General features: G+C 49.3%; 11 protein-coding genes and 1 pseudogene. All 12 read left to right on the top strand.

Annotated elements, in window-relative coordinates:
- Positions 1 to 56: 56 nt before the first annotated feature.
- Positions 57 to 522: pseudogene (locus ACIFSR_RS29805) on the top strand (recombinase family protein); the annotation flags it as partial.
- A gap of 845 nt (positions 523 to 1367) precedes the next feature.
- On the top strand, positions 1368 to 2732 hold the full coding sequence (locus ACIFSR_RS29800; protein WP_430062178.1) for an ABC transporter substrate-binding protein: 1365 nt from the start codon (positions 1368 to 1370) through the stop codon (positions 2730 to 2732).
- Between the two features lie 106 nt (positions 2733 to 2838).
- Positions 2839 to 4641, top strand: coding sequence for a sensor histidine kinase (locus tag ACIFSR_RS29795; protein WP_430062175.1), 1803 nt, complete (start codon positions 2839 to 2841; stop codon positions 4639 to 4641).
- 5 nt (positions 4642 to 4646) lie between these two features.
- Entirely contained in the window at positions 4647 to 6278 is a 1632-nt protein-coding gene (locus ACIFSR_RS29790; protein ID WP_430062172.1) for a response regulator transcription factor, read from the top strand.
- A gap of 170 nt (positions 6279 to 6448) precedes the next feature.
- Complete coding sequence (locus ACIFSR_RS29785; RefSeq protein ID WP_430062169.1) at positions 6449 to 7999, top strand: glycoside hydrolase family 32 protein; 1551 nt, start codon at positions 6449 to 6451, stop codon at positions 7997 to 7999.
- Complete coding sequence (locus tag ACIFSR_RS29780; protein ID WP_430062166.1) at positions 7999 to 9909, top strand: GH32 C-terminal domain-containing protein; 1911 nt, start codon at positions 7999 to 8001, stop codon at positions 9907 to 9909. Before ACIFSR_RS29785 ends, ACIFSR_RS29780 begins: the two co-directional genes overlap by 1 nt.
- A gap of 65 nt (positions 9910 to 9974) precedes the next feature.
- Complete coding sequence (locus ACIFSR_RS29775; protein ID WP_430062163.1) at positions 9975 to 10907, top strand: carbohydrate ABC transporter permease; 933 nt, start codon at positions 9975 to 9977, stop codon at positions 10905 to 10907.
- 10 nt (positions 10908 to 10917) lie between these two features.
- Positions 10918 to 11757 carry a carbohydrate ABC transporter permease gene (locus ACIFSR_RS29770; protein ID WP_430062160.1) on the top strand — a complete coding sequence of 280 codons (840 nt, stop codon included), beginning with the start codon at positions 10918 to 10920 and terminating at the stop codon, positions 11755 to 11757.
- Positions 11757 to 12746: a carbohydrate kinase family protein gene (locus ACIFSR_RS29765; protein ID WP_430062157.1), complete on the top strand. Its 990-nt coding sequence runs from the start codon at positions 11757 to 11759 to the stop codon at positions 12744 to 12746. Before ACIFSR_RS29770 ends, ACIFSR_RS29765 begins: the two co-directional genes overlap by 1 nt.
- A gap of 1426 nt (positions 12747 to 14172) precedes the next feature.
- Positions 14173 to 14643: a hypothetical protein gene (locus ACIFSR_RS29760; RefSeq protein ID WP_430062154.1), complete on the top strand. Its 471-nt coding sequence runs from the start codon at positions 14173 to 14175 to the stop codon at positions 14641 to 14643.
- A gap of 334 nt (positions 14644 to 14977) precedes the next feature.
- Positions 14978 to 15466: a GNAT family N-acetyltransferase gene (locus tag ACIFSR_RS29755; RefSeq protein WP_430062151.1), complete on the top strand. Its 489-nt coding sequence runs from the start codon at positions 14978 to 14980 to the stop codon at positions 15464 to 15466.
- A 1043-nt stretch (positions 15467 to 16509) separates the two neighbouring features.
- Positions 16510 to 17955, top strand: coding sequence for an alpha/beta hydrolase family protein (locus tag ACIFSR_RS29750; RefSeq protein WP_430062150.1), 1446 nt, complete (start codon positions 16510 to 16512; stop codon positions 17953 to 17955).
- Positions 17956 to 18118: the final 163 nt, after the last annotated feature.

Here is an 18118-nt window from a genome sequence, read left to right as displayed (position 1 = left end):
AACCTACAAGGGAGAGAAGACATAGATATCTTTATAGAGATGGAGGAGTATTAATGATGGAGATGGGCTACGCGCGTGTTTCTACTAAGGAGCAAAATCCGGAAAGGCAACTGCTGATAAATTGAGCGGCAAAGACTTCAATCGACCTCAGTATCAGTCTAAGTGTCTTATGTTGAGACAAGGTGATTTAGTTTACATCGATTCGTTAGATCGATAGGGACGAGATTACGAAGGAATCATAGATGAGTGGGGATATATTACTCGTGAGATTGGAGCGGATATTGTTTGTTTAGATAATGAGCTGCTCTTTGATTCTAGAAAGTACGAACCATGGGTAACTTCGGAAAGGTCCTGGAGAGTCAATTTCTTAGTTTGCTTGCCTATGTAGCAGAACAAGAGTGTAAAAAGAATCTGGAGCGACAAGCTGAAGGAATTGCAGTGGCTAAATCTGAAGGAGTTAAGTTTGGCAGGCCGCGAAAGGAAATTGAATCAAATTTTATTGAAGTGTATCAAGCTTGGAAAGCTTCCGTAAATCTATAGCTTATGTCACAAGGCAGATGGAGGAAAATATAAGATTTCTGCTTAGGCTACGCTTTAACGACTAGCAACTCAAATTACCGCTGGCTAGTCAAAAAGCCGAGCGGTTTTTTTGGCCAACCTGAGAGCGCATAGCTCGTTTATTACCTACCACAGACATCATAGCTAGTACGGTTAAGAGGTGTGCCATAACGCCGTGAAGCAATGTCGCCGTATGAAATCAAGACGTTGAGCATTGCTCTTTCCTTCTAATTTATTGTTGCCTCTGTGATTAAGAGACGTATACGCCAACCGTATCCTGCTCGGTTAAACCTTATGAGCAAGCTACTCGTGCGGCGGCTGTAACGGTTATCATCAGGGCATTATCTCTGTAGTTGCGAACAGCCCCAGTAGACTGAACATTTGAGAAATGTTTAGTCTGTGAGGTTTTCTATGAGGCCAACGCCAGCTGTTTCACCCCATTCAGAAAAGAATCGTCGTAAGAATGCAAAATAAACTACGACATCACAATTAACTAATGGGTATTTCCAAGCCGGGTATCAAAGGTATAGGGGAGAATGAGACCGAGAAGAAGCAGTCCAGTATGCTGGCAAAAAATCGATTAGGAAGCGTCCCCAATGTTTGAATTAGAATTGAACTGACTCACTATCCGTATTGCAATCAAACGTCCTTTGTCTTATTGGCGTCCTGCGTTTCAAGCTTCATCGTCTGCCGCTTGAACCTTCTGAATATTTTGCAACTCAGGAACCGAGAATATTGAATTATTAAGCGCTCTCTTGGATGATACAATGTTATTGCAAACAACCACAATAGAGAGAGGGGCATCATCCTTGAAAAAGTCAAAACTTGCTGTCATCGGCACAAGCACACTGCTCGTCACTGCCTTCCTTGCAGGCTGCTCATCCAATAACAATGTGAACACCGCCAGCCCGTCGGGAACTGCTTCAGAAAGCGCATCCACATCGTCTTCTGACAAGCCCGCATCCGGCGAGCAGGTCAAGCTGACTTTCTGGCGCAACTCCGGAAATGACGCCGAAAACTCCGCTTACGATCAATTGGTGAAAGCATTCAATGCGAACAATCCAGACATCAAGGTCGAGATGAGCCCGATTCCTTATTCGGACTATGATGCGAAGCTGCGGACCTCGATCGCAGCGAACAATCCGCCGGATATTATGGCGATTGATGCCCCGAACATGGCATCCTACGCGCAATCAGGAGCATTGCAATCGTTGACGAATTATTTTAAGGTGGACGGCAATCTCGACGATATTCCGGCGGGTACAATTGGGGCCTATACGTACAAGGACAACATCTACATGGCGCCGCTTACCGAATCTTCCATTGCTCTTTTCTACAATAAGAAGATGTTCGAGGCAGCAGGTATTCCTCTACCATCCAAAAACCCGGATGAGCCGATGACATGGGATCAAGTGCGCGATGCGGCTATCAAGCTGACCGACGCGAAAAAGGGCATTTACGGCATCGATCCGGCCCAAGGCTTTGGGAACGCGGGAGCGGCCGCTTACTTCAAGTACCCGATCATCTGGCAGTTCGGTGGGGAGATCATGGACAAGGATGGTATGACATCTAAGGGCTACCTGGATATGCCGGAGACCAAGAAAGCGGTACAGTTCTTCGCGGATCTGTATAATAAGGACAAAGTGTCGTCGCTGGAATACCCGCCGGATCCGTTCCCTACAGGCAAGCTTGCGATGACGGTCGACGGCTCCTGGTCGTTGTCCTTCTTGGCCGAGAAGTTCCCGAATTTCAAGCTCGGTGAGGAGTGGGACGTCGCGCCGCTGCCTAAAGAAACGAAGCAAGCGGTGGCCAACGGCTCTTGGTCCCTCGCCATCTCTTCCAAGAGTAAGAACGCGGACGCAGCCTGGAAGTTCGTGAACTACGTGACTGGAGCGGAAGGCTCCAAGCTGTATAGCAGCGTGACGAAAGATATTCCGGTTCGTTACTCCGTCGCGAAGCAGTTCCCGGAGCTGAACGAATATCCGAAGAACGTCTTTGTCATCCAGAACCAGAAATACGGCCGCTCGCGTCCGATTACGCCGATCTTCCCGCAGATGTCGGATGCCGTCAACAAGATGATTGAAGACGTAACGATTGGTAAACGCAACGTCGATACGGCGATTGCTGATGCCATCAAGAAGATCGACAAGGCTTACGCCGATATGCCGAAGTAAGAAATAAAGGATAACCTGAAAAAGACGTCCGCTATTTGCGGATCGTCTTTTTCAGGCTTTTGCGTTCAAATAGCTCTCATCTTACATTCACCGGAGGCCTGACGACATGCTCTACTCGCTTCGAAGCCGACTTATGGTTGCTTTCTCCATTCTGCTTATTTTCCCGTTCGTTTCGTTGGTCTATATTCTGACTTCCGCGTCGGCGAACCTTATTAAGAATTCCCTTGAAATATCCGCTTCGCAGACGATCGAGCAGTATGCTTCCCACGTAACGACCTTGATGAAGCAGTTGGAGGATATCGGCAACCAGGTTCTCGGAAGCTCGATTACCCAGACTTGGCTGGCCGATCTGCGCAATAGCGAAGACCTGGAGAGAGAAGAACTGCTGGCGAAGCGCAGGGTGCGGGATTTTCTGTCCTCCTATGCGGCGAATAATTCCAACGGAATCTCGATCAGTCTTTTTACTATAGCGAAGGGCGGATTGTGGAAGCAGGATCGCACATATGAACAGCAATCTTGGTTTCTGGATTACAAGGAGCAGAATGTGAAATGGACGGGGTCACACCTGGACGAGGACCAGCCGGATGAGAACATGAGGAACCGCAATGTGAACGGCTACCTGCTGCCTCTTGTTGAGCTTCAGACGTTGACCAGCGTTGGCATCGTTAAGGTCAACTATCCGACGAGCGTTCTGCGGGATCCACTTGAACGGATTCATTTCGGCGAGACGGGCCGCGTCTTCCTGCTGGACATCGATGGGCGGAGCGTGCTAGGCCAGCAGTTTACAGGAGTAGCGGGCATCTTGCAGGAAGGGATAAGCAAGCTTGCCAAAGTCCGGCAGACCAATCAGGCGGGGAAGCGAGAGAGGGAGAGCGGCGTGTTCGCCGTACGAAATCAGGGCAAGCCTTACCTGGTCTTCTACGAGGAGCTGCCGGATCAGAACTGGACGATCATGGGCGTCGTGCCGGAACGGGAATTGTATGCGAAGCTGAACCGCATTAAGGAGACGATGCTGCTCGTAAGCGGAATTCTGCTGGTGATCGTGCTTGTCGTGGCATTCGGCCTGTCCAAAAGCGTCACGAATCCCCTTACGCGAATGGCCCGATCCATGAAGCTTGTGAAGCGAGGCGAGTTCGACGAAGCGATTAAACAGATGCCCAACACCCAGCGGGGGCACAGTGAGATCGGTTATGTGACCGGCGCTTTCGGACAGATGACGCACCGGCTGAAGTACCTGATCGAAACGGAATACGAGACGAACCTGAGGCGTAAAAACGCTGAATACAAAGCGTTGCTGCTGCAGATCAACCCGCATTTTTACAACAATACGCTCGAAATTATTAGCGGTCTGGCCGCTATGAAGCGCAATGACCTCGTTATGGATGCAACCGAGTCGCTGGGACAGATGATGCGGTATTCGCTGGATTTGAGCTCTGATCAGGTGTGGGTGCCGGAAGAACTCGATTATATCCGGGATTATTTGTTCATCCTAAAGCTAAGGTATGACGATAGACTACAGGTACGGATCGAAGAGGCGCCAGGGGCCCGTGAACTTAAGATGCCTAAGTTTATACTGCAGCCCTTGGTTGAGAATGCGGTTAAATACAGCTTGGAAAACGGGGAAAAGGCGATTGTTGAACTAGGTGCCGAGGCCCGCGACGGTTGGCTGTACTTGACCATCTCTGACAACGGAATCGGCATGAATGGGGAACTGGCAGCCGATTTGCAGAGGGGGCTGTCTGGGGCGGATACGACGGCGATCCTCCACACGGAGGGGAACAGCATTGGACTCCGAAACGTGCTGGCGCGTTGCAGGGTGCAATACGGCGATGCCTTTGAAGTCCACATTGCTTCATCACCTGATTCCGGCACGACGATAACGATGCGGTTGCCCGCAAGCAGGAGTTGATCATCATGTACCGTGTAATGCTCGTAGACGATGAAGCCGGTGTTCGCAATAGCATCCGGGCGAAGATTGATTGGGAGAGTGCCGGATTCGTCATCGCTTACGAAGCGTCCGATGGAGAGGAAGCACTCCGTATGCTTGCCGAGGCGGTGGTTCGTCCGGATATCGTCATCTCGGACATTAGAATGCCGAAAATGGACGGGATCACCTTCATCCGAGCTTGCAAGGAGGCCTATCCGGAACTGCGTGTTATCGTCTTGTCCGGCTATTCGGACTTCGATTATATGAAGTCGGCCATTCAGCTCGGCGTCAAGGATTACCTGCTGAAGCCTGTAGTGCGGGCGGAGCTCTCATCGTTGCTCGGGAAGCTGGCGGGCGAGTTGAAGGAGGAACGACTGCTGGAAGGTGAGCGCCAGCGGGAGAAGGTTCAGCGTAACCAGCAGTTGCGGCAAATGCAGGAGCATTTCCTCCTTCAATTGGTGAAAGAGGAAGGCGTAGGCGAGTCTGCGGTGAGAGATCGACTGCACCATTTGCAGCTCGCCAAGCTCGACGGCGAAGCGCTAAGCCTACGCTTTGCGACACTAGAGATGCGCTTGCCGCCGGGAAGGCTGCGAAGCTGGGAGGGACGCCGCGATCTGCTGCAGCTGGCATTCCGCATGCTCTGCCGAGAGACGGCCGATAAGCGTGAGGACGTGTACCCATTCTATGACGTGGGGCACCCGTCGATGATGTTTTTCCTGCTGGTGGACACGGGAAGTAAGGAGTCTGGGGACGCAGCCGCGGAGCAGTTCGTTCGCGAGCTGAGGCGCAATGCGGCGATGTACCTGCGGCTTGAGAGCGTCGGCGGCATAGGCGAGCCCGTGTCGGGGTGGCGCGAAGCGAAAAACGGCTATGCCAGCTGTATGCTGGCCTGGAGCCGCGAGACGATCGATGGATCGGCCACCGCATCGACCCAGCAGGGAGTACTGGATTGGGCGCAGTCATTCACGGCTGAGACGGAGCGAAGGCTGATTCAGGCGATCGAGACATTGAATCGGCAAGCTTTTTCCGCTCAATTACTCGAGCTGTTCCCGTCGAATCGAGACATGCCGATGTTCGCCTTCACCTTCCTGGCGCTGCGGGTCATTCTTACCTTCGGTTCACTTGCGAAAAAGTTTGAACTGGGCGATACCTCGCTTCAACAGGTGCTATGGAATTGCCAAGCTTCGATTGCGACCTATCGGAGTCGGGAAGAGGTACTTGCGCAAATTGAACGGATCGCCGATTTGGTCATGGATGCGGTGCGAAGCAGCCGGACCTCCAGCGGCCAGCTGCAGGCGGAGGCGGTCCGCAAGTATGTGGATGAGAATTATCCTTATGAGTTGACGCTGTCTCAGTTGGCCAGTATGTTTCACATGAACGAGACTTACCTGTCGGGCTTGTTCAAGCAGAACGCTGGCGTTACATTCAGTGACTATTTGACGCGGCTCCGGATGACGCGCGCCGCCGAGCTGCTGAGCGGGACAGATCTGAAGTTGACGGATATCGCGATGCTGGTTGGCTACTCCAGCTCCAGCTATTTCAGCACCTCTTTTAAAAAGTATTACGGCTGCAGCCCAAAGGAATACCGGGAGAAGCGGCAGACAACGAATGAGAGCTAACAGCTTTTATAGAAGAAGTCATCCCTCCCCACTATTCGCTACTTCCTCCCCCCCACCCAGCATTTTAAAAGTTGCTCCCCGAGCATAGTGAAAGTCTTGGCCCTTCCCGCAGCCTTACAATAGAGGCAATCGAAACAAATATGGAAAGCTGCGGGAAGGAAGAATTCGACATGACAAACACGAACACGAGGCAAGACAGCCGCCAATCCGAGCATGAGGAGGCGCTTAAGATAGCGGAGGAAGCGGTACAGGCCGGAGCCGCTCGGGCGGCGCAAGATCCGTTCCGCCTGCGCTATCACCTGATGGCGCCGTCGGGCTGGATGAACGATCCGAACGGACTTATTCATTTTAAAGGCGAGTACCATGCCTTCTATCAACATTTCCCATTCGGTGATTATCAAGGCCCGATGTACTGGGGACATGCGGTCAGCCGGGACTTGGTGCGGTGGGAGCATCGCCCGGTTGCCCTTGCACCGACGGAGCCCTACGAGTTCGGTTCGTCTGAAGGCGGCTGCGGCTGTTGGTCGGGCAGTGCGGTGGAGCACGAGGGACAATTGGTGCTTTTCTATACCGCACACGTCGATGGGCGTACCCCGGAGGAAGTGCAGACTATGGCGACGAGCGAGGATGGAATCCGCTTCGTTAAGCATCCGGTGCCCGTCATTCAAGGCAGTCCGGACGGTGAATGCTTCGGCTTTCGCGACCCGAAGGTGTGGAAGCATGAAGAGCGCTGGTATATGGTCATTGGCTCAGGTAAAAACGGTCGCGGCCGCGCCCTTCTATACGAGTCTCCCAACCTTTTGGATTGGTCGTACCGGGGTGTCGCGGCGGAGAGCGACGGGACGCAGGGAGATATGTGGGAATGCCCGGATTTGTTCCCGCTAGGAGGCAAGTACGTCCTAATCGTTTCACCGATGAACATGGACGGCGTCAAAAATCTCTACATGATCGGTGAGATGGACTTCGCAGCAGGTCGTTTTATCCCCGAGAGCAGCGGCATCATCGATGACGGACCGGACTTCTATGCCGCGCAAACGATGTTGGACAGCAACGGACGCCGCATCCTGATCGCCTGGATGGACATGTGGGGATCGCGACTCATTAAGACGGGACGCGCCTGGTATGGGGCTATGACGCTTGCCCGAGAGCTTCAGATGACCGAAGATGGGCGTCTGGCCTCGAGGCCAGTAGAGGAACTAGCTTCTCTTCGAGGACAAGAGATTTCGAAATTAGACAACGGACTCCATCTGCAGCCTGGCGAAGAACGAATCTGGTTGCTGCCGCCGGCCTTTGAATGGCAAGCCGATATTGATTTGTCTGCAACAGAGGCGCAGGAGCTTCGGATCGTAATTAGTGGAGCATGCGAGGATTTATCCGACGCTGAGTCCGTAAAGAATTCGCGGTCCGTCACAGACCAAATCACTAAGATCCGCTGGCTGGCTGCGCAGCGCCGCATCGAATTGAACCGCAATGAGGCGGGAATTGGCGATCCCGGCGTGTACGTATCCGACCTTCCGGCTTCTGCCGCCACTCGCCTGAGTCTCCGTCTGTTCTCAGACAACTCGTCCATAGAGTTGTTTGTCAACGATGGCGATCGAGTGTTGACCAGCCGCATTTATCCTCTGGCTTCAGGACGCAGACTGGAGATTCAGGCGGTGGGAGGAACCATTGTATTCGAAGCCATGCGGCTCTGGACTATGGATGGACTGGAGGTTAAGTAATGAGCAGGATTCCGAAAAAGTCTATGTCGGCCCTAGCCAGGATCGCTATCGGCACCGTGGTTGTGCTCGCGATAGGAGGAGCGATCTGGATGTCTTTCCACTCCGATTCAATTAAAGATTCCGCTGGAAAAACCAACAAGGCGGAGGAAATCTACGCGACGCCCGCACCTTTCCGATTCAACCCGATCGCGAATTATTACACGGAACGCTATCGCCCGCAGTACCACTTAAGTGTCGAGACCGGCAACATGAGTGATCCAAACGGCATGGTGTATTACGAGGGAGAGTACCATCAGTTTTACCAGAACAGCGGTCAGTGGGGGCATGCGGTCAGTCAGGATCTCGTGCATTGGGAGCATCTTCCGGTCGCCTTGATTCGCGATGAGCTCGGCGAAATATGGTCGGGCAGCGCGGTTGTGGACTGGAACGATACGAGCGGTTTTTTCCAAGGTAAATCCGGGCTGGTTGCAATCTTTACGCATTTCCAGAGCGGCGTGCAGTCGCAGAGCATCGCGTACAGCAGCGACCGCGGGCGCACCTGGACAAAGTATGAGGGTAATCCGGTCATTCCGAATCCCGGAATCAAGGATTTCCGCGATCCGAAGGTTATCTGGCACGAAGCGAGCAAGCGTTGGATCATGGTGGTATCAGTCGACAATCATGTTAGATTCTACTCATCGCCCGATCTTCGAAACTGGACCAAGACAGGTGAATTCGGCATAAATCAAGGTTCGCATGCCGCCGTATGGGAATGTCCAGATCTGTTCGAGCTTCCGGTAGACGGCAGTGGTAATCACAAGTGGGTGTTGACGCTGAGCGTCGGCAACAACGAGGCGACCAAAGGTTCGACAGCGCAATATTTCATAGGAGAGTTCGACGGAAAAACCTTCCATAATGATAATCCCGCCGATAAAGTGTTGTGGACGGATTACGGTAAGGACTTCTATGCGGCGGTCTCGTATTCGGACATCCCGGAGAAGGACGGACGGCGTATCTGGCTCGGCTGGATGTCCAACTGGCGCTACCCGTTTACGATGCCGACCGATCCTTGGAAAGGCAACATGTCCGTTCCCCGCGAGCTTACACTTCGCGATATTCCTAGTGAAGGGATCCGTCTCATTCAACAACCAGTCAAGGAACTCGATTCGCTGCGCGGCACCGTACTTAAGCTCGAAGCGCAGCAGCTCGCGACCAACTCGAACGCGTTCGGGAAGTGGCGCGGAACCTCTTTTGAGCTGGATACGATTTTCACCGTTTCGGCTGATGCTGCGTTTGCACTCAAGGTAAGGACTGATGGTACGGGGGCGGAGGAAACCATCATCCGCTACAATGCCGCAGCAGGAACACTTACAATCGACCGTTCGAAATCTGGCGCTGTTTCGTTCGAGCCGGGCTTCGCGGAGAGCTTTGCGGCTCCGGTGAAGCCGTCTGCAGACGGAAGGTTACCTCTTCGGATCTATGTAGACGAAGACACGCTCGAAGTGTTTGCTGAAGACGGAGCGAAGGTGCTATCCGCCATCGTGTTCCCCGAGCCTTTAAGCAATGGCTTGTCGCTAGAACTTGAGCGGGGTAGCGTCAAGCTAGATGAAGCCTCATTTTACCCGATGCGCTCTGTGTGGCGTGACGAGAATCCTGATTCCAACGTACCGAGCCGCATCCTCATCAGCAAGGAAAGTGTGGATGTGGCGCTTGGCGCCCATGTAACCGTGAAGTCGTCCGTGCTGCCGCTGTCCGCCTCCCAACAGCTCGAATGGGCGTCCAGCGACATGTCAGTCGCTAAAGTGACACATGCAGCGGACGGAAACGGTGTTGACATCTCCGGCATAAGTGCAGGTCAAGCCGACTTGATCGCGAAGACGCCTGACGGCAAAGTGACGGCGACGATGAGCGTGTTTGTCTTCGAGCCGTAAAGGGCGATAGCTCTCTGAATCAAGTTTATTCACCCAATCCACCAAACTGAAAGGAAGGGAAAACCATGGCACACACCGAGCTGGCTCCATTGATATCCAAGCGCCGCAAAGGAAATCCCTTCGGCCGGGCACTGCGCCAGGAAGAGAAAACGGCTTGGCTGTTCATCTTGCCTGCGTTGGCAGCGCTTCTGCTCTTTGTCTTCTACCCGATGGTCCAAGCATTCTTCATCAGCTTCCAGAACTACAACATGGTAGGCGGAACCCGGTCTTTTAACGGCATAGATAATTACCGGACGCTGATAAATGACTCTGAGTTTCTGGCAAGTCTTCGGCATTCACTATTCTTCGCGGTCATTGTTATTCCGGTACAGACAGCGATCTCGCTAGGCCTCGCGTTGCTGATTCAGCGAGCCGGGCGTTTTACAAGCCTGTTTCGCACGGCTTATTTTATCCCAGTCGTGATCTCGACCTCGGTCGCAGCCACGGTGTTCAAGCTCATCTACAACAAGGACTTCGGCATCCTGAATCAGCTTCTCAAGTCGATGGGACTGCCGCTGACGAACTTTTTATCCAATCCGGATACCGCGATGTACGGCATAATCATTCTCGGCATTTGGAAAGCATCTGGGTTTTTCATGATTATTTTTCTTGCGGGACTGAACAACATCTCTCAAGACTTATATGAGGCGGCTCGGGTTGACGGAGCAAGCCGAGCGCAGCAGTTCTTCCGCATTACGCTGCCGATGCTGAACCGGACGATGGCTTTCGTTGTCATTATGACGACGATCGATGCAATCAAGCTGGGTGGTATCGTCTTCGTCCTCACCAATGGAGGACCGAACGGGTCCACCCAGACAGTCGTGTATTACATCTGGAAAACGGCTTTTCAGCAAATGCAAATGGGCTACGGCACAGCGGCAGCTTTTGTACTGTTCGCTATCGTGCTGATCATCTCGCTTGCGCAAATGACCTATTTCAATAAGAAAGCTGACTACTAGGGGGATTATTATGCGGCAAATGGGGTTTGCGCTTAAATACATCATGATGACGCTCATCGCCATCGTCTGCATCATTCCGATCGTATGGATGGTCGCTGGATCTCTGCGTCCTTATGAGGAACTGTTCCAATATTCATCGAGCTTGAATTGGCATATGTTCGTGCCAGTCAAGTTTACCTGGGAGAACTACAAAAACGTTATTTTCAGCGAAACGAATCCATTCCTACGCTACATTTGGAACACAGTGATCGTGGCTGGATCCGTAACCGTCAACGTGCTCGTCGTAAGCGCCTTGGCCGCCTTCGCTTTCGCGAAGCTGCGATTCCGTGGCAAGTCGATCGTCTTCGCCTTGTTCATGTCGGCGATGGTTATTCCGGGTGAAGTAACGCTCGTGCCAAACTACTTGCTGATGAACAATTTCGGTTGGGTCAACTCATACGCTAGTCTCATTGTGCCTTCCTCGCTGTCGGTGTTCGGCATCTTCCTGCTGCGGCAGTTTTTCGCGGACATTCCGAATGAGATTATGGAAGCGGCGAAGATTGACGGTGCTTCGGTTATGCGTGTGTTCATTAGAATCGTCGTTCCGGCGGCCGTTCCGGCGCTAATAACACTCGGCCTTATGACGTTTCTCGGCAACTGGGACTCGTATCTCTGGCCTCTTATCGTCATCAACGACGAAAAGAAGCAGATGCTTCAAGTCGCGATTGCGTCGTTCTCTTCGCTAGCCGGTACCGATTGGTCCAAAATTTTGGCGGCTAGCACGATAGCAACGGCTCCGATTCTGATTCTGTTCTTGTTTCTGCAGCGCTACTACATTCAGGGCATCACGATGTCGGGGGTCAAAGGGTAATGGGGCACAAAATTTACGATGCGGTGGCACTTGGCGAGTATTTGATCGATTTCGTGCCGGATGGCGTTTCGGTATCGGGTGAGCCTTTGTTGGAGCGCAACCCCGGCGGCGCACCGGTTAATGTACTGGCGGCGCTCGCAAAACTGGGCAACAAGACTGCCTTTATCGGCAAGGTCGGACAGGATCCGTTCGGCGAGTATTTGCGGGATGTGCTGATCCGGCAAGGAATCGCAGATGAGGGGCTTGTATTAAGCCGGGACGCACATACGACGATGGCGTTCGTACATTTGGACGAGCGGGGAGAGCGTTCGTTCCACTTCGCCCGTCAGCCGGGAGCGGACGCGCTGCTTACGGAGGCCGAAGTGCGGCCGGAACTTACAAGCGGAACGCGTCTGTTCCACTTCGGCTCCATCTCGCTAACATCGGAGCCTTCGCGCCATGCGACGATTCATGCAGTTGAGGCGGCGCGGCAAGCAGGCGCGATCATCTCCTACGATCCGAACTGGCGTCCATCTCTGTGGGAGACCGAGGAACTCGGGCTTGTATGGATGAAGAGTGGGCTTGAACAGGCTCACATTGTTAAGGTGTCGGATGAGGAACTGGCGCTGCTGACGGGCCTGCCTGACGCCGGCACACTGGATATTGCTACCGGAGCCGAAGAGCTTGTCCTTCGCTACGGGCTGGACGTACTGCTTGTCACGCGAGGAGCAGCAGGAACGTATTATCGGACGGCGCGCTATGCCGGCGAAGTAGCAGCCAACCGTGTCGTTCCAGTCGATACGACCGGGGCGGGCGACGCTTTCATGGGCGCGTTTCTGCACTGCGTGCTCGGCAGCGAGACGAAGTTGGCGAACTGGAGCGAGGAGGAACTGCACAGAACAGTCGCCTTCGCCAACGCCGGCGGGGCGCTCGCTACGACTCGTAAGGGCGCCATTCATTCGCTCGGGACGCTGGAAGAAATCGAAGAGTTGCTTCGCGGGAGACGTTAACCCCAAAAAGCCAGAGTCAGTTGTCTGACTCTGGCTTTTTTTGTGCACCGTACCGTCTAAGAGGCTCCAGTAAATTATTTTGATCAGTTCTGAGAGTTTGATAGCTATTCCAAATAATTCCACTGAATGGTTAACGTTGGATGCTCTCAAATATTGAAGGAGGATAAAAGCATAAAACTCGGGTTTATCGGATGCGGCGGCATTTCAGATGTGCATCTTAAAGGGATCGTTGAGTTATGAAAGGAAAACAGGCAACCTTCGAGCCGTCTATATCGATTACAAGGAGATGCTCGTACTTGGCTGCATCCTCCAGCATCTTCCATCCGAAGGACGGGGAACGTTAGTTGAATAGCTTAAGATGAAGCTTTCCGACCTAGTGAATTCGGGTTTTTTGATTTTTTAGTCATGTTAATGGCCCGTTTTTTATTAAACTAATGGGAAGGTTAGCGCAAAAAAAAGAGATTTACAAGCCGTATACTTAGTGAGTCAGCGAAATGAGATTAAGAGGAAAGAATGAAATATTTAACTAAAGAGTTGTACGAAGAAATGCAGATAAGAGGAGATATGGAGTATTAAACAAGGTTCGGAGTGACCAAGCTGGGCAAAATTCTATGAATTAATCGCTACTTTTTTTAAGAAATTACATCAACTACCTTGATAACACCGTGAGCGCAGAAAAGACTTACAAGCACTGTTCAATATTGACCGATGATATAAATCTATACTGTATGAGAAGTGCGGTTCCCTCTGGCAGATCATCATTTTTCTATACAGGGGTTTCTTACAGCACTACGATTTATTATTAGGTAACATTAACGCATTTAGCCCTTTCGGCAGTCCCTTTGGGAAAAGGGATTTATACGATTCTTTACTCAATTGGCATGCAGATACTGGATGTATCGATCCTGTCGGCCCGGCTCCTTCACGAATCGAAACAGGGTGGTGTTACGTTTGGCAATGGTCATTCAGTCGAAGTTGTGCTCCATGAGGAACACGAAAAAAATCCTTACCACTGATCCAGGGCATCTATAAGCACACGAGACGTTTCGTGAAGCATCAGGATCCTTTTCTTTAAACTCGCTTAAGACGCGATTGGGCAGTATGAGCAAGGAGGAGGCGAGTGCTTATATCCGCCACTGGATGAGCATAAGCCGGACGGAAAGCCGGTAGAACAGATCTATCTGAAGATTCTGCTTGCTGCCGCCGCTCGAAACCTAGAACTGATATAAGAAGGCGATGTCGTCCAGGTGCTTACCGATATGGATCGACAGCGAGACGTTACCAATTAACTCAAAATTTCCCCATACTCCCATTGTTGGCGTCTGCCGCTCCTTATTCACATGGCCTATAAGTCAATGAGAAGTAACATTTGACTCACTGACGGGCAATGAGAGCTAATTAAGTATAATGAGAAGGTGCTGCGGACATGAACAAAGAGGTGTTTCTAAAGGAACTCGATGAAATAGTAGAAGATAAAATGTTCATTGGAAATGATATCGATGACTTAGAAGAAGAAATTTCACAAAACACATGGTCAATTTCGATGAGTCAACAGTTAGCTAGTGAGTTTACAGTTGGTGAGATAGGAAACTTTTTTTGTAATGTAATTACAAATAGAACTGAACAAATGACAAAAGCAGACTGTAATAGAATGCTTTTTTATGTATGGTTCGATTGGCGATCTGGAAGGTTGCGCTTTAATTTCATTTCAGACATCCATACAAAACTACCTTTTAAATGTGAAATTGAAACAGTAGAAAACATAGATTCGATAATAAATGTGTTTTTAAAATATCAGTATCATGATGGTATTCCTTTTGAGGAAGCAAGAGATGAAGATAAGCAAACTGTGGAAAATATAAAAGTAAATTCACTTAATGTTTTTTGTACGAATTGAGAAGTTAGAGGAACAAATTGATAAGCTAACAGGGAACGATAGCACAATAAACACCTATGATGAAGCTGCCGGAACGATGGGCAGCTTCATTACGTTAACGAGCAGAATACGTTAATCACCTCTGTAAGTAGAAAACCATTTACATAGTTATTTTTCTCATGCTACAATTTTCCATATTAGAAAGGATTGAGAAAAATGTAGTCGAAATAACTCTTATTCTCGTGCAAGGTCTTCACCTACTTTACGTGGTATGGGTTCTCAAATTGATAGATGCGATTTTTAATATTACTTATTATGTAAAAGTACATGAAGCGTATATTGGGAGAGTTGAAAGATGATCGTTATAAGAAAAGCCTTGGCTTGTGATTTGGATTTCATATTTAGTATAGATTTTAAAAGTGAAGGAACGACAACAACAAATGCCGATAAGACACCTGAAGAAATAATGGAGCACCGGCTTACAGTTTCTTCCTTTATAGAGAATGATGATAATGGAATAGGTGCATTTATTTGTGAAGACCAATCATACAAGAAAAAGATTGGATTATTGATGTATCGAGTAAGAAATCGTGACGATGTTCCCGATTTTAGTATTTTACGGAGGATAGATCGAGCTTTGTTTCCCGAAGATGGTCAGCTTATGGAAGTTTACCAACTATGGGTCGATAAAGATTATCGTAAACGAGGGATCGCCTACGAACTTAAGCTAAAATTAGAAGAGGAAGCACGAATTAAGGGTGTACAATTAGTCTACTCCCATACTGAAGAATCAAATATCCCCGTGATTAAAATGAATAGTAAGTTAGATTACGAAGTGGTATGACGCGGGCCTATATGGGATGATCAAATAGTACGAATTGCATTTATAAAACACCTCGTATCGAGCTAAACGTTCACGATGTTGAATGGAGACAATAAGAGGCATCCGAGCACAAGTCAGTGAATCGGAATTATAGGACTGAGGTAACTTAATTCATTTTTAATCGTAAACAGCCTGCCAGATCACTCCGGCAGGCTGTTTAGCTATCAACACTTTGAATGCTATGACGAAGAATCTAAAAGAAACCTTGGATTTCTCAAAATCTCATCTACAACTTCCTCAATATCAGTGTGCGTTGTATTCATGATGTGCTTCTCAGGTGGATTTGACTTTAGTATCTTGTTAAGCCCTATAATACAACGATCACCCATTTGATGTCTAAGAGGTCTCTGACTATCTCTTCGTAATAACTCATTCTTGTCAACCAGCAATACAATAAATTTAATGTCAATGTTTAAATCTCTTGATGCTTCCATCATATAACTCGTTTTATCACTATAGGTAACGTAATAGTCGATAACAACATCATGATTATTATTCAAAAAATTCTTTGTTAAGGATAAAATGTTAAGCCATATCAAATTCAATTATGCGAACCATTTTTTGAGCCTTCATAAATACCTTAAACCCTTGTGCAACAAGGGTTTAACCTATTTCCCTACTTCGCTTTTGGTGCTTTGTTTTCGCATAACTTTGATTTTTTTAGCTTAGATATACGAATCAGGTGTTCAAGGTTTATGCGCAGAAAAGGATTTGCGAACCTGAATTTCACGAGATATACGAAGCTGATACTGTCATATTACTTATGAAAGATATAATAGTCGTTTGCAACATGTCCATGCTTTCTCAAAGCGATAATGGGTTTACCGTATACATGTGAAACAGATAAAGGAGAACTAGCTTATAGCGAACCACAACATCATAAGCTGCAACCTCTGGGCAATCCAGCGTTTTTTTAATGCAGCCAAAAGGAATATTTTTGCAACCAATCAAACCACATATTCGTTATGTATAAGACCACCAACAACTTATATAATGGAGAAATCATGAGAACTTTCGAAATATTATTAACTCTTTTGTCTTTTGTCATGCTGTTTCAGCAAAAAATGCCGAGAAAGCTTGCGGCGTCAGCCGGATTTGCGAACATTGGCTTATTGGCGGGACAGCTTTTTTTTGAGGGGTACAGATGGCAAATGGTTTTGATCTATCTGATCTCCGTCGTCCTCGCCTTTATCGCGATCTTCGGAAAAAGGTTTCATATCAGGATGTGGAAGCCGCTGAAATATGGCTTGTATGTTCTAACAATCGCCATGCTGGCGGTCTCCGTCTTCCTGTCTGTATACCTGCCCGTTTTCGATTTGCCTAAGCCTGACGGTGCTTATTCGGTCGGGACGAAGATGTTTCATTTGACCGACCGTGGCAGAGAAGAAACGCTGACAAAAAATCCGCACGATCATAGAGAACTGATGGTCCAAGTATGGTACCCCGCACAAGGTTTGAATGGACAGAAACAGGCACCTCTCTTTTCCGAAGACGCAAGCACATTTCACGAGTATATCGAGAGGTTCGCAGATGGATTCGGCCTTCCCGCGTTTGCTTTGGACTATTGGCGCTATATCAAAACTAACTCATACGAAAACACCACGATTTCATTAGCTGAAGCCCGATATCCAGTCGTCGTAATCAGCCACGGCTTCGGAACAAGCCGGCTGCTGCACGCTTCCCAAGCCGAGCATCTGGCAAGTCATGGATTTGTCGCAGTGGCTATCGATCATACTTACAGCACAATGGCAACGGCTTTTCCAGACGGACGGGTGACAGGCTTAACAACCGAGCCATATATGAACGGAGTTTCCGAAAACATCAGCAAGCTCGGGAACATTTGGACGCACGACGCCGACTTTGTCATCAACCAGTTGGATCAGCTGAATCGTGATGCCTTTGAGGGAAAACTCGATATGGATAACATCGGGATGATGGGTCACTCATTCGGCGGCGCCACGGCGTTTAACGCCGCATATTCAAATCACAGAATTAAAGCAGGAATCAACATGGACGGTTCATTGTACAATGTCAACGACAAGCAGGCGATTTCAAAGCCGTTTCTGTTCATGGAATCGACCAGCTTTATGAACATCAAAAACAAGGCGCTGAGTGGAAAGATTTCTGATGAAGAAATCAAAAATTCGGGTTTAACGAAAGAAGAATTCAACAAGATGATTGAGGAACGAAAAAAGGAATACAAAATCATAGACCAAGCATCAATGGTGTATATTGAAGGTACAGAGCATTACAACTTCACCGACTTACAGCTTTATTCAAAACTTTTGAAGCAGCTCGGCATGACGGGCGACATTGACGGCGAACGAAGCGCGGATATCGTGAACCGGTACGTTTTGGATTTTTTCAACAAGCATTTAAAAGAAACCGGCGGTGGCTTGATCAGCAAGCCGAATCCGTCATATCCGGAGGTTGAGTTTCCGAAGGAATAAACCGAAAACTACAGAAAGGGTGCCGACGGTGGCACACTCTCTTTCTTATTAACATATACAACAAGGATGAAAGAACTAAATATTTTTCGTTCTGGCATGCTACAGAGATGCCTTTTCACTAATTGGCCGCTAAACTCGGCATATCGGAATTGTGTAGCTTGTA

It is taken from the genome of Paenibacillus sp. NRS-1760, assembly GCF_050467785.1.
Taxonomy (GTDB): Bacteria; Bacillota; Bacilli; order Paenibacillales; family Paenibacillaceae; genus Pristimantibacillus.
This window is presented reverse-complemented; position numbering and strand designations above follow the sequence as displayed.

Excerpts from the sequence above, each read along its gene's own strand:
- ACIFSR_RS29795 (WP_430062175.1), top strand. The coding sequence starts at position 2,839 with ATGCTCTACTCGCTTCGAAGCCGACTTATGGTTGCTTTCTCCATTCTG.
- ACIFSR_RS29790 (WP_430062172.1), top strand. The coding sequence starts at position 4,647 with ATGTACCGTGTAATGCTCGTAGACGATGAAGCCGGTGTTCGCAATAGC.
- ACIFSR_RS29785 (WP_430062169.1), top strand. The coding sequence starts at position 6,449 with ATGACAAACACGAACACGAGGCAAGACAGCCGCCAATCCGAGCATGAG.
- ACIFSR_RS29780 (WP_430062166.1), top strand. The coding sequence starts at position 7,999 with ATGAGCAGGATTCCGAAAAAGTCTATGTCGGCCCTAGCCAGGATCGCT.
- ACIFSR_RS29775 (WP_430062163.1), top strand. The coding sequence starts at position 9,975 with ATGGCACACACCGAGCTGGCTCCATTGATATCCAAGCGCCGCAAAGGA.
- ACIFSR_RS29770 (WP_430062160.1), top strand. The coding sequence starts at position 10,918 with ATGCGGCAAATGGGGTTTGCGCTTAAATACATCATGATGACGCTCATC.
- ACIFSR_RS29765 (WP_430062157.1), top strand. The coding sequence starts at position 11,757 with ATGGGGCACAAAATTTACGATGCGGTGGCACTTGGCGAGTATTTGATC.
- ACIFSR_RS29760 (WP_430062154.1), top strand. The coding sequence starts at position 14,173 with ATGAACAAAGAGGTGTTTCTAAAGGAACTCGATGAAATAGTAGAAGAT.
- ACIFSR_RS29755 (WP_430062151.1), top strand. The coding sequence starts at position 14,978 with ATGATCGTTATAAGAAAAGCCTTGGCTTGTGATTTGGATTTCATATTT.
- ACIFSR_RS29750 (WP_430062150.1), top strand. The coding sequence starts at position 16,510 with ATGAGAACTTTCGAAATATTATTAACTCTTTTGTCTTTTGTCATGCTG.